Source organism: Streptomyces sp. NPDC007157 (assembly GCF_040634235.1).
GTDB lineage: Bacteria > Actinomycetota > Actinomycetes > Streptomycetales > Streptomycetaceae > Streptomyces.
On sequence record NZ_JBEYFE010000003.1, the window covers coordinates 67,691 to 81,347 of the forward strand.

General features: G+C 71.3%; 4 protein-coding genes. 2 read left to right on the forward strand and 2 right to left on the reverse strand.

From position 1 onward, the window contains the following. Positions 1-464: 464 nt before the first annotated feature. Positions 465-7,391 carry a glycoside hydrolase domain-containing protein gene (locus tag ABZ642_RS05950; protein ID WP_360477790.1) on the forward strand — a complete coding sequence of 2,309 codons (6,927 nt, stop codon included), beginning with the start codon at positions 465-467 and terminating at the stop codon, positions 7,389-7,391. A gap of 57 nt (positions 7,392-7,448) precedes the next feature. Here ABZ642_RS05950 and ABZ642_RS05955 read toward each other — a convergent pair whose 3' ends face one another. Next, positions 7,449-8,300, reverse strand: a complete 852-nt coding sequence (locus tag ABZ642_RS05955) for an oxygenase MpaB family protein (protein ID WP_360477793.1) — start codon at positions 8,298-8,300, stop codon at positions 7,449-7,451. Between the two features lie 209 nt (positions 8,301-8,509). Here ABZ642_RS05955 and ABZ642_RS05960 point away from each other — a divergent pair, with 209 nt between their 5' ends. After that, a complete protein-coding gene (locus ABZ642_RS05960) occupies positions 8,510-9,415 on the forward strand; it encodes an AraC family transcriptional regulator (RefSeq protein WP_360477796.1) in 906 nt (301 codons plus the stop codon). Between the two features lie 69 nt (positions 9,416-9,484). Here ABZ642_RS05960 and ABZ642_RS05965 read toward each other — a convergent pair whose 3' ends face one another. Then, positions 9,485-13,558: a beta-galactosidase gene (locus tag ABZ642_RS05965; RefSeq protein ID WP_360478872.1), complete on the reverse strand. Its 4,074-nt coding sequence runs from the start codon at positions 13,556-13,558 to the stop codon at positions 9,485-9,487. Between the last annotated feature and the right edge of the window lie 99 nt (positions 13,559-13,657).

Here is a 13,657-nt window from a genome sequence, read left to right on the forward strand (position 1 = left end):
GGGGCGTTCGCGGGAACGGACACGAAGGGCCTCTGCGTCGCCGGCCCGCAACGGGACCGGCCGGCGGCGCCCCGTCCCTCGGTCTCCCCCCGTCCCCCGTCCCCTGGGCGACGGAACAGCGGGCCCGCTTCCCCGCTTCCCCACTTCGCCGGAGAGCACGTCACGTGATGTCCGTCCGGCGCGCCCGACGGCGGAACCGGTGCGAGACCTTCGCGGGTCGGCCCGCGTGCGCATCTCCCGTACGAATCCTGTTTCCCCGTTGCATGCTTTCCCCGTGTCAGATGGCGGGCGGCCGTGCACGCGGCGGGTGCGATCCCGTGCGTCCACTGCCTTCTGGCCCCCAGTCCGCACGTTCCGGGTGCCGTCCGGGCTGACAACGTTGTCCCCGACGGGCCCGGTCGTGCCGTGTATCGCGACGTTGGAGAGGTTCCGTGCCTGTCAGACCCGATGCCCCCTTGCCCCGCATGCTGCCTTCGAGAACCGCCCGTCGACATCGCCGGCGACCGCGCGCCACGATCGCGGTCCTCCTCGCCGGGGCGCTCGGTCTCGCCGCGCTGGCGGGCGGCGGTACGGCCGCGGCCACGCCGGTCGTGACCAAGTCCGCGGGGGCCGCGGGGACATCCGGCGGCACTGACTACACGAAGCTCGTCGACCCGTTCGTGTCGACGGCCGCCGACGACGGCAACGACCTGCCGGGCGCCGAGGCACCCCACAGCCTGGCCAAGGTCAACCCGCTGACCACGCCGAACCGCAACCACACCGGGTACGACCACGACGAGGACCACATCGCCGGGTTCACCGCGACGAACCTCGACGGCGTCGGCGGCTCGGGAGGCGGCGGCGACCTGCTCGTCGTGCCGACCTCCGTGCAGTACGACGGGCGTCCTGCCCCGAGCACGTACGCCCACGCCTACCGCCACGACGACGAGACCGCGACGCCCGGCTACTACCAGGTGGGTCTCGGGGCGGTCTCCGGGACCGGGTCGTCGGTGACGCAGGACTCCGGGACCATCGACGCGCAGATGACCGCGACGACGCGCACGGCGCTCGAACGCTACAGCTTCCCGGCCGGGTCGAACCCCGAACTCGTCCTGGACCTCGCGAACAACTTCACCAGCCGCACCCGCGCGACGATGAAGGCGACGACGCTCCCGGACGGCACCACCTCGATCACCGGGCTCATCGCCGGGTCGTTCAACGGCGCCTCGTACAAGCTGTACTACGACGCCACCACCAACGTCCCCGTGACCTCCCTGAAGAGCTGGGGCAACGACGGCAGACTGAGCGACGCGACCACCCAGGACGGGTCCGACACGGGCGCCGTGCTCGGCTTCGACAAATCCGCCGGGAACGACGTCGAACTGCGCATCACGCTGTCACCGATCAGCGCCGACCAGGCCGCGACCGACCAGCGCGACGAGGTGGGCGGTCTGACCTTCGACCAGGCCCGGGCACGGACGACGGCGGACTGGAACAGCACCCTCGGCGCCGTCGCCGTGAAGGCCTCCGCGACGTCCGACCCCGGGTCGACGCTCACCAAGGAGTTCTACACGCACCTGTACCGCATGTACGCGTTGCCGGTGAACGCCACCAGCACCAGCGGGACGTACCGCGGCGTGGACGGAGCGGTGCACCAGGCGAACGGCTTCACCTACTACGACGGCTGGTCCACCTGGGACGACTTCCGCAAGTACTCCGTCGAGGCCTACATCGACCCGGCCACCTACCGGGACCTGGTGCAGTCGCTCGTCGAGCTCTTCGCCGACGCGCACACCTCGGGCAAGAGCCTAGGCAGCCTCACCCACTCGGTGCCGACCGTGCGCTGGGAGCGCTCGGCCGTGGTGGTCGCCGACGCGCTGTCGAAGGGCTACAAGAACTTCGACCGGCTCGACGAGGCGTACCCGGCGCTGCTGTCGTACACCGGTTACTACACGGGCGCGCAGCTGCGGCAGGGGTACGTCTCGGGTGATCCCGGTACGACCGTCCAGCGCGGCTACGACCAGTGGGCGCTGTCCGTCATCGCCGACGCGCTCGGCAAGAAGGCCGACGCGAAGAAGCTGCGCACCCAGTCGACCATGGCGATCGACAACCTCGTGAAGTCCGGTGCCTGGAAGGCGGCCGACGGCACCGAGGTCGGTCTGCTCACCCCGCGGGCCACGGGCGGCGACTGGCAGAGCGCCGACTACGAGAAGTTCGAGGCGGCCGGCCTCTACCAGGGCACGCTCTGGCAGTACCACTGGTACGACGCCTACGACATGGGCGGCCTCATCAAGGCCATGGGCGGCGACAAGGCCGGCAAGGCCGCCGTCGAGCACATGTTCGGCGAGGACTCCGGCGCCGACGACGGCTCGACCATGCTGCACTCCAACGCCAACGAGATCGACCTCCAAGCCCCCTACCTCTTCAACTACGTCGGCGAGCCGAGCCTGACGCAGAAGTGGGTGCGGGCCATCTACACCGGCACGACCTGGAACCGCTACATCGCGACCGGCTCCACGAACGAGGCCCCGAGCTCCGGCGGCCAGTTCACCCCGCCGGTCAGGACCCAGGTCTACAGGCTCTCCCCGAACGGCTTCCTGCCGACCATGGACAACGACGCCGGCACCATGTCGACCATGTTCGTCGGCGCCGCCCTCGGCCTGTTCCCGGTGACCGCCGGCTCCAGCCAGTTCCAGATCGGCAGCCCCTTCTTCGACTCCACGACGATCACCTACGCCAACGGCTCCCGGTTCACGGTGAAGGCCGACGGCGTCTCGCCGAGCAACTACTACGTGCGGAACGCGACCCTCAACGGCAAGCGGTTCAACAACACGTGGCTCGACTACTCCCAGATCGTCTCCGGCGGCACGCTGGACTTCACCATGGGCTCCAAGCCCTCCCAGTGGGGCGCCCACACCGAGCCCGCGTACTCGCTGGACACCGACTCGGGCGACACGGGTGACGGCGGCACGGGCACGGGCAACGGCGGCACCGTCGTCTCCGCCCGCCCGGGCACTGTCGACACGGCCGCGGACGGCACCGTCGACGGCGGCGTCAAGCTCACGCTGTCCGGACCGGCGTCCTTCGCCGCCCGCAAGGGCACCAGCCTGACCAGGACCGGCGCGGCGAGCATGACCGGCCTGCCGGACGGAGTCACGGCGGACCTCCGGGTCAGCGGCTCGCGCACGGCGACCCTGTCGCTCAGCGGCACCACGAAGGTCGACGCACGCTTCGGCATCACCTTCCGCGACGCGGCCTTCGCCCACGGAGTGCCGGCCTCGACCGTGAGCGGCACCGGGATATCCGTGACCGACCCGCTGCTGGTCTCCGCCGCCGCGGTGCACCGCAAGGCCCTCGGCGCGCTCGTCGACCAGGCGTCCCTGGTGCGCAGCGGCAACTACTCCGACGGCTCCTGGAGTCTGTTCCGCTCGGCGCTCGAACGCGCGCGGACCGTCCTCGCGGACACCGCCTCCGCGACCGGCACGATCATGGCCGCGCACGACGCGCTGGGGACCGCCGTCGACGCGCTCACCATCGACGAGGGCGGCTTCGCCGTCCTGCAGGCCGAGGCCCCCGACGAGAAGGAGGGCCCGAGCCTCGTGAGCGAGGCTTACTACTCGGACGGCGACCTCGGCGGTGTCACCGAGGGTGCGTGGGAGCGGTTCGCCAAGCTGGACTTCGGTGGCGTCGCCCCGCGCAGCGTCTCGGTCCGCTACGCCAACTCGCAGGCCACGAACGCGAAGCCGAGCAGCGTCGACATCCACGCCGGCGCCGCCGACGGCCCGGTCGTGGCCACCGTCTCACTCCCCGGAACCGGCGGCTGGCAGTACTACACCACGGTGCAGGCGGCCGTCACCGACCCGGACGCCCTGCTCGGCGCGAAGAGCGCGACGTTCGTCTTCCACGCCCCGTCCGGCCAGCAGTGGGTGTCGAACTTCGACCGCTACCAGTTCTCGCCGAACGAGGTGTCGTCGTCGCCCTCGACCACGCTCGCCACGCTGACCGCGGTGAACAGCACCACGACCGGCGGCGGTTCGCTCCCGCTCAGCCTCGGCAACGGCATCTTTGAGAACGTGACGAACGGCGCGTGGGCCGAGTGGCAGGACACGAACCTCCAGGGCGGCGCCGACACCGTCACCGTCAGCTATGACAAGCCCCAGTCGCGGGCGGCGTCGGACTCGCACATCGAACTGCACCTCGGTGCCAAGGACGGCCCGAAGAAGGTCGACATCCCCCTCGACTACACCGGCTCCGGCTGGGGAACCGTCGCCACCACGACCGTGCGGCTCGACCCGGCGGACTTCACCGGCGTCCAGGACGTGTACGCGGACTTCGTCTCCGGCACGCAGACCTCGGCCCAGCCCTACGTCGGCAATGTCTACTCGCTGACGCTGGCTCAGGACGCCGACGCCCCTGTGGGCTTCGACGCCACCGCGTTCCGCTCCCACAGCGGCGGCGGCCTCAAGAGCGAGCCGGTCGGCTGGACCGGCGCGGGCTCCGCCACCGACCTCGGCGGCACCTACAACGGCGCCTGGCTCGACTACGGGGACATCGACTTCGGCAGCTCCCCGAAGAGCACCGTCACGATCACCTACGTCAACAACTCGGCCCGCTGCGGCACCGGTTCCGCCGTCCATCTCTACCTGGACTCCTTCGACGCGGCAGGCCCCGGCACGCCGTACGCGACCGTGCCGCTGCCGGTGACGGGAGCCGCGTGGTCGTCAGGAGGAACGACGAGCCTGACGCTGCCCAAGGCGATCACCGGCACGCACACCGTCCACCTGCGGCTGACCACGACTGCGGACTCCTCGCACCCGTACGTCGCGAACCTGGGGCGGATCACCTTCGCCCACGTCGACACGCCCGCCGCCACGGACAAGTCAGCCCTGCGGAAGGCGATCGACCGGTACGCGGGGCTCTCCGACGACGCGGAGCGGTACGACACCGTCGACTTCGGGGTGTACCTGCGCGAACTCGCCGCGGCACGCGCCCTGGTGGACGCCGACGACGCGACGCAGCTCGAGGTCGACGGGCAGACCCGCAGCCTCACCCTGGCCGCGGGCCAGCTGATCCCCCTGCCCAGACTGGAACTGGAGGACCTGGTCGCGACCGCGTCGGCCCTCGACGACAACCGCTACACGGACGCGTCGTGGCAGGCGTTCACCGGGGCACTCGCCGCGGCGAGGACCGCCGTCGCGGACGACACGGCCACGGACGAGACCCTCACCGCCCGGTACCAGGCCCTCGACCACGCGCAGTCCGCGCTCACCACGAAGCCCAGAACGGTGCCGTCCGCCCCCGACGCGGTGTCGGCGACAGCGTCCGGCACCAGCGTGACGGTCGCCTGGTCCGCCCCCGAGAACGACGGCGGCTCCCCGGTCACCGGCTACCGAGTCACCCTCGACGACGGCCACCAGGTCCAGGTCGACGATCGGGACAGCCGGAGCACGACGTTCACCTGGCTGCCCTCCGGCAGGTCGTACAAGGCGCGCGTCGCGGCGGTGAACAGGTTCGGCGCCTCGCGCCCGAGCGCCGCCACGGCGCCCGTGGTGACCGACGGCGGCAAGCCGCAGACACCGGCCGTCACGGGCGTGCTCACCGACGGCAAGCAGGTCCGGGTGACCTGGCGGGCGGCCGGCGACGGCGGATTCCCGATCATCGGCTACACCGTGGCCCTCAACGACGGAACCACCGCGCACCTTCCCGCCACGGCGGACACGGCGCTGCTCACCACCACGGGCAAGGCGAAGGCACACACGGCCACCGTCACCGCGGTCACCCTGGCCGGAACCTCGGACGACACCACGGCGGACGCCTCCTCCCCGGCATACGTGTCGTCCCCCTTCCCCGACGACACGCTGAACGCCGCCTACGGGTCGGACAAGTGGCCGACCTCGGACTACTTCAACGACCTGCTCACCGGTATCCACGACCTCGGCTCCGACGTCATCGGCGCCAACACCAAGGTGCCCTACGGGACCGCGCCCACCGCCGAGAACGACCGGATCGCCGTGCGCGTCAACAACGCGGCGACGCAGAAGGAGGTGGACCGGGCCGAGGTCGACGCCACGAACAGCGCCACGGTCACGATGGCCGACGGCCTCGGGTCCCGGCTCGGCCAGATCTACAGCGACGCCCTCGGCAGCGGCCGACTGCCCAAGACCAGCGCCCTGTTCTCCCGTGTCACACAGGGTCTCGACGGAGTCGACGCGGCGAAGAACCACTACGGCTACCCGCGTCCGTACGTGCGGCTCGGGTTCGTCGGCGACGGCGGCGACATCTACGAGTCGCAGGACGGCTCGTACAGCAGCCTCGCCACCAGCGGCTCGTACCCGAGCGGCCACACCTACGGCGGCTACGAGGCGGGCACCGTCCTCGCCACGCTGCTGCCGGAGCTGGCGCCGTCGATCCTCGCCCGCACCTCGGAGTACGGCAACAACCGCATCGTCCTCGGGTTCCACTACCCGCTCGACGTCATGGGCGGCCGCATCACCGGACAGGCCACCGTGGCCCACCGGTGGGCGGACCCCGACTTCGCGAACCTGCTGATGCAGGCCCACACCGAGATCGAGAACGTGCTGCTCGCGCAGTGCGAGACGGAGGGGTACGGCGACACGCTCGCGGCCTGCGCGGGCGCCCCCTACGCCGGTCTGAGCACGACGCAGGACGTCGATCTGTACACCCAGCGCCTGACCTACGGGTTCTCCCAGGTCGGCAAGGGCGGGCGGACGCTCAAGACGCCGGCCGACGCGGCGGCGCTACTGATCACGGCCTTCCCTGACCTCACCGCCGAACAGCGCACCCAGGTCCTGGAGCAGACCGCGACGGACTCCGGATACCCGCTCGACCTCACCGCTGACGGCAACGCGAGCTGGGAGCGGATCAACCTGGCGGCGGCGATGGCGGCACACGTGGTCGTGGGCGCCGACGGATCGGTCACGGTGACGAACTTCTCGGACGCCACCAAGGCCGCCGACGCCGACGCCGACGCGATCACCGTGGGCGGCGTCCGGATCGACGGGTTCGATCCGGCCGTGTCCACCTACGTGGTCGACCGGCCGAGGAGCACGAGGATCCCGGCCGTCTCCGCCGTGCCGGCCCAGTCCGGGGCGCGGGTGAAGGTCACGGACGGCAGTTCGGTCCTCTCGTCGACCGGGTCCCGGCTGACCACCCGCACCATCAAGGTGACCTCGGCCAACGGTTCGGTCACCCGGACCTACACGGTCGGGTTCCAGTCCACGGGCCGCGATCACCGGCCGGCCGCGGCCGGAGGTGACGGCGCCTTCGCGGGCCCCGCCGGGTGGTCCGCTGGGTGGTCCGCTTCCGGCACGTCGGGCGGTGCCGGGCTCTGGTCACGGGGGACGGAGTGGGCGCGGACGCGCGGAATGCCCTGGGACCGGGGCACGAGCTGACCACCGGACCTGCCGTGCCCTTCGGGGGCACGGCAGGTTCCCGCTGTGCCGGGGCCGCTACGAGACGTCGGGGGTGTTCATGGCCCAGCGGATCGTGCGGGTGAGCAGATGGCCGGCCGGGCGCACCGTGACGTCCTCGACGAGCGCGAGACGGGGCAGCCGCAGCAGTGACCGCGCCCAGGAGGGCAGCAGTGTCACGGCGTTGGCGGCGAGTATGCCGTACAGGGGACGGACCGGCAGGGGCAGCGGGGGTTCCAGGAGCAGGAAGCGTGCCGCGGACCGGGCCTCGGGCGTGGCCCTGAGCTCCGGCCGGTAGCCGGCCAGCCGCGCGGCCAGCTGCCGGCGGTCACGCGGCGGATCGATCACGCCGAGTGCCTCGGCGACCCGCGCGGTGTCGGCGACGTAGGCGTCGTAGCCGGCCCGGTCCAGCGGACGGGAGCCGTAGCGTTCGTGAGCGCGCAGGAAGCACTCCGTCTCGGCCGCGTGCACCCACCCGAGCAGGTGCGGATCGGCTGCGTGGTACGGCTCGCCGTCCGGTGTCGTCCCGCGCACCTTCTCGTGGATGCCCCGCACCGCGGCAACGGCCGCCTGGGCGTCGTCCGCCACGCCGTAGGTCGTCACCGCCAGGAAGGCGCTGGTGCGCTGGAGCCGTCCCCACGGGTCGCCGCGGTATCCGGAGTGCGCGGCGACGGCGGCCATGGCGAGGGGATGCAGGGACTGCAGGAGAAGGGCGCCCAGTCCGCCGACGAACATGGAGGCGTCCCCGTGGACGACGCGGATCGGACGGCCGGGGGTGAACCAGCGGGGGCCGGGTGTGCCGTGGATACGGGCGCGGGTGGCCGGTCCGTCGGGGCCCGCCACCCGGCGGAAGAGCATCGCGCCCAGCGACGCACGGACGTCCGGCACCATGGCTGCCCCCTTTCTGGCCTCTCGCATCGTGTCACCGGCCGGCCGGTCCCGTCACCCCCGATGGTTGCGTGGTCCGACTCGGCTCGCCCGGCCGTTCAGCGGGGCTCGAACGCCCTGACCTGCACGCGCATCAGCACGATGCTCGCGCGTACTTGCACGATCCTCGCGGCGATGGGAGTGGGGTGCCAGAGGGGTGGTGCAATGGGCGTATGCCTCTCGAAGAGTTCCGCAGCCTGCTGGACCGGCACGCCCGGCCGGACTGGACCACCGCCGTCGAGGGCGTCCTCATCTCGAAGATCGACCGGCCGGATCCGCCGGTGCCCGCCATGTCCGGTACCGTGCTCGCGGTCATCGCCCAGGGCGCCAAACGCCTCGCCCTGGGCGACCGGGTCTACGAGTACGGCGCCGGTCAGTACCTGGTCGCCTCCGTCGACCTGCCCGTCACGGGGCAGTTCATCCAGACCGGTCCCGAGCACCCGGCCCTCGGGTTCGGTCTCACCCTGGAGCCGTCCGCCGTCGCCGAACTGCTGTTGCAGGCCGGCCCCGGCGATCTCCCCCGGGCCGGCGGAGGCGTGCCGTCCGGGATCGCCGTCAGCGACGCTCCGGCCGCGCTGCTCGACGCGGTGGTCCGGCTGCTGCGGCTGCTGGACGAGCCGCGCGACCGGGCCGTGCTCGCGCCGCTGGTCAAACGCGAGATCCTGTGGCGCCTGATCACCGGCGAGCAGGGGGCGACGGTACGCGAACTCGGCCTGGCCGACAGCGGTCTCAGCCATGTCTCCCGGGCCGTGCGCTGGATCCGCGAGCACTACGCGCAGTCCTTCCGCGTCGAGGACGTGGCCCGCATGTCCGGCATGAGCGTCTCCGCCTTCTACCGCAACTTCCAGGCGGTGACGGCGATGAGCCCCATCCAGTTCCAGAAGCAGATCCGGCTCCAGGAGGCCCGGCTGCTGCTGGCCACCCACCCCGGCGACGTGACCGGGGTCGGCCAGCGGGTCGGCTACGACAACGCCTCCCAGTTCAGCCGCGAGTACCGCCGCCAGTTCGGCGCACCCCCGAGCCGGGACGCCGCCCGGCTGCGCGGCACCACCCGGGCACCCGCGAGCATCCTTCCCTGAGCAGACCGGAAGGCCGTAGAGGATCGTGTATGCGGCGTCACCGCGACGGTGTGGCGAGCCGTCGACGGCCTAGCCGCACGTCAGCGTCGGTGTCCCCCAGTCTCCGTGGTCGTTGCCGTTGCCGTCGCCCGCGTCACCGACCTTGAGGTCGATCACCTGGGCGCCGCTGACGTCGACGTCGATCGGCACCGCCGCCTGTCTGCCGCGGACGGTCGGCGTGGTCACCAGGGTCTTGCCGTCGGCGATCACGGAGAACGTCACCGTGCCCCCGCCGCCCGTCTCGTCGTCGACACCGACGTCCGCCGTGAAGCGCGTGCACTGTCCGGCGAGGTAGAGCTGGACGTCGCTGACGGAGTTGGTGCCCAGGCCCTTGGCGTGGCCGACGCCGGCGATGGTGATCGGGCGGCCGTCCCCGGCGGCCTGCTCGCCGACGCTGCTGTCCCGCTCCACCGGCCCCCACCCGTTGGTGGACGTCAGGAACGTCAGGTCGCTCACCGCGCTCTTCCCGGCCGGCGGAGCCGGTGGGATCCCGCCGACGATGCGCTCGTCGGTGCCGGTGGCCTGCCGGCCGTTCTGCCGGTAGCGCACCGTGGCGGTGAGCGCCGAGGCGGACGGCAGCGTCCCGTCCGGTGGCTGGACCTTCCAGGTGAAGGTGGCCGACGTGCCGGGTCGCAGACGGTCGACCGACGTGGGGCTCGTGGCGCTCACGCTCCAGCCGTCGGGCGCGGAGAGCGCGGCCGTCAGCCGGGCGGCGGACGACCGGTCCTTCGGCACCTCCACCGTCGCGCGGGCCGTGAAGGCCTGTCCCGGCTGGGCGGTGTCCGGCACGTCCAGGGTGACATCCGCTCCCGGAGCCTTCGGCATCGCGTAGGTCCGGGCGTCGTAGCGTGGGCTGTCGTTCTGCGCGACGCGCAGGGACGAGGCGTAGCTGCCGTAGTCGGTGAGCGAGACCTTGCCGAGTCCGCCGGTGCTGCCGTCGAGGTTCCACACGGCGATGGCCACGCTGTTGTGGCCGTTGGGGTTGAGGATGCCGTTGGGCACGGGGAACGTGTGCTGAGGGCCGAGGTAGTTGACGTAGTTGCCGACCTGCCAGCCGTTCACGAAGATCGTGGCACGGTACTTGCGGGCCGGGTCGTCGGTGAACGTCAGCCCCAGCGAGGTGTCCTGGCCGTGCGGCAGGTCCAGGCGGACGTCGGTGCGGTACCAGGAGACCCCGGGCCGGGTGTCGGTCGTCGGCAGGGACACCCGGTCCCAGTCGCCGTCCGGGTAGCCCGGCAGGGACCAGCCGGCCCGCTCGCCGTACAGGCCGCCCGTCGAGAGCGGGCCGCGCACGGTGTCCTGGAGGTCCTCGCCGCCGCGTACGCCCTGCAGCCGCCAGGTGACCGAGGTCAGCGGCGCCCCGACGAGGGAGGCGCCGGTCAGGCCGCGCGCGGTCTTGTTGCCGTTGGTGGAGTTGTAGTCCTCCTCGTGTCCCATGTTCACGGTGAGCACGGAGAGGACGTTGTCGCCGTCGGACTTCACGGCGCCGGCCGGGAAGGTGAAGTCGGCGCTGCCCGTGGTGGAGCTGCCCAGGAAGGTGCCGTTGAGCCAGGCGGAGAACGCCTGCGCGCCGCCACCGGAGTCCGAGACCAGGTGGATGCCGGTCTCCTTGCCGGTGGCGCGGAAGCGGCCGCGGTACCAGGTGTTGCCGGTGTGGAATCCGTAGTCGTCCGCGTAGAGCACGGGCAGCGAGTTGGCGCCGGAGACGCTGTTGGTGGTCGTCCTGTCGGCCACCTGCCAGCTGGAGTCGTCGAATCCGGGGGCCGCTTCGGGGGATTCCTCGGCGTGCTTCCAGTTCGTCAGTGCCGGCAGATGGATCGGGGCGGCCACCGGGACGGTGCCGGCCAGGCTCCCCGCGTCGGTCGCCCTGGTGTCCGATGTCCTGCCGTTCCAGGTGACATGGGCGGCGGAGGTGAACACCTCGATGTTCTTGTCGTCGGCGTTGTCGCCGGTGAGCGCGACGGTACGGCCGCCGTTCAGGCTGGTCGCCGTCCGCAGCAGGTGGGTGCCGCGTACGAGCACCGGGCCGGTCGCCGTGTCCTGGCGCCAGAAGGTCTCCGCCGTGGCCTTGTCGCCCACGAGCAGCAGCAGCGGGCGCTTCCCGCCGCCGCTGACGCGGACGCGGACGAGGCCCTTGTGCGTGTAGTTGAGCCGCAGGTCGCCGGTGGCCTCGTCCCAGGTGGTAGTGACCGTGCCGCCGGTCGCGGTCACGGTCGGCTTGGACGCGTAGCGCAGGACGGTCTCGCCGTCACTGCCCTGGTCGCCGTAGAGCACGGCGACGTCCCGGTCTCCGATCGTCGCGCTGGTCATGATCTCCGAGGTCGAGTACTGCAACTGCGAGTCCCCGACCCGGTAGTTCGCCACGATCACGTGCGAGTCGCGTCCGTCGAGGGTGATCGCGGTGCCCGGCTGCTGCGGCACCACCGGGTAGGTGGGCTCCGCGACGGCGGCCGTCGGCACGTCGATGGCGTCGATGGCCACGTAGTTGTCCGTGGAGCCCGAGCTGTGGTTCCCGTCGACGACGATCTTCAGGGTATGCGCTCCTGGCGTCAGGCCGCTCTTCTGGAAGAGCACCGCCTGGCTCTCGCCGCCGGAGTCGTCGACGGTCGCCACCTTGGTGCCGTCGAGGTAGACGTCGGCGTTGCCGTGGTTGTTCGTCTTCGATCCGATCCAGCGGATCGCGGTACCGTCGAAGGGGACGGTGACCGAGTCGCCGGCCTTGTCGGAGAACGACTCGGTGTGCTTGTAGTCGCCGCCGGTGTAGCTCTGGTCGGCCACGTGCGACCACGAACCGGTGTACTGCAGCGCGGAGTCGGGGTCGTCCCAGGTGTAGGTGGTGTCCGCGGACGGCTGGGCGTTGAAGTCCAGGGAGATGTGGGTCCTGCCGACGGCCGTGGACGTGGAGTTCCCGTGCCGCAGGACGTGGAACTGCGTCTTGGTGACGGGGTTCATCCGGGCGGTGTCGACGATCGCGGAGTCGTCCGGCGGCGTCGCCCTGATCGCCTCGGTCTCGGTCAGCGGGGCGACCGACTGGGTGAAGTACCCGATCAGTTTGTCCTCGTAGTACTTCGGATCGAGCTGCCGGGTCTCACGGATCGCGGCCCCGTAGTCGTACGACGTGTAGTTCTCGGGCATGCCGAGCCAGCCCCAGTTGGTGCCGCCGTAGGTCATGTAGAAGCTCTGCGCGGTGGCGCCGACGGCGATGTTCTGCTTGTAGAACACGTCGGCGAACCGGTCGTTGATCAGCTGCGCGCACTTGTCGTAGCCCGGTCCGCCCCAGGGGTCGAAGGCGCCGCCCTGGAACTCCGGCGAGTACAGGGGCTTTCCGGCCGGGTGGTCGTAGCTGATGTCGGGGACGCCGTTCCACTTCGAGGGGTTGGAGCAGTCGAAGCCCTGGGGGTAGGAGTCCGGGCCGTCGACGTCCAGGGCGCCGGTACCGGAGTTGAAGGTGCCGTTGTTGTTGCCGGTCAGCGGAACCGTGATGCCGTCGGCGCGGGCCTTGTCCTCCAGGTGCCGCATGTAGGAGCGGCCGGCGGCCGAGCCGTTGTAGTACTCGTTCTCGACCTGGTAGGCGATGACCGACCCGGTGCCGTTGGTCAGTTGATGGCGAGCGATGATCCGGTCGATCTGCGTCAGCCACTCGTCCGCGTACTTCAGGAACCGCGGGTCGTCGCTGCGGTTGTTCCCGGCCTTGGTGGTCAGCCAGCCGGGCAGGCCGCCGCTGTCCACCTCCGCGTTGATGTACGGCGCCGGGCGGGCGATGACGTAGAGGCCGGCCTCCTGGGCCATGTCGAGCAGCTTGTCTACGTCCCGCACCCCGGTGAAGTCGTACACCCCCGGCTTCGGCGAGTGGTAGCCCCAGTCGAAGTACAGGGAGGTGGAGTTGAAGCCGGCGGCCTTCATCTTCTGGAAGATGTCGCGCCACAGGTCCTGGCTCGGGAGCCGGAAGTAGTGGAACTCACCGGACCACAGGTAGGTGCGCCTGCCGTCGACGAGGAACGAGTAGCCGTCGAGGGTCACCGTGTGCGCCCGCGGACCGACGGCAGCCGGGGCGGCGGGGGTCTGCCGGCCGGCGTCCCGGGCCGCGGCGGCGGGCGCGGTCATGCCCACGGCCAGGGCGATGGTCGCGACCGCCGCGAGGAGCGCCCTCCACCACCGACGGCGATCAGGTCTCGCGACCTCTGAACGGATCCCACTACCCCG

Excerpts from the sequence above, each read along its gene's own strand:
- ABZ642_RS05955 (WP_360477793.1), bottom strand. The coding sequence starts at position 8,300 with ATGGTGCCGGACGTCCGTGCGTCGCTGGGCGCGATGCTCTTCCGCCGG.
- ABZ642_RS05965 (WP_360478872.1), bottom strand. The coding sequence starts at position 13,558 with ATGACCGCGCCCGCCGCCGCGGCCCGGGACGCCGGCCGGCAGACCCCC.
- ABZ642_RS05960 (WP_360477796.1), top strand. The coding sequence starts at position 8,510 with ATGCCTCTCGAAGAGTTCCGCAGCCTGCTGGACCGGCACGCCCGGCCG.
- ABZ642_RS05950 (WP_360477790.1), top strand. The coding sequence starts at position 465 with ATGCTGCCTTCGAGAACCGCCCGTCGACATCGCCGGCGACCGCGCGCC.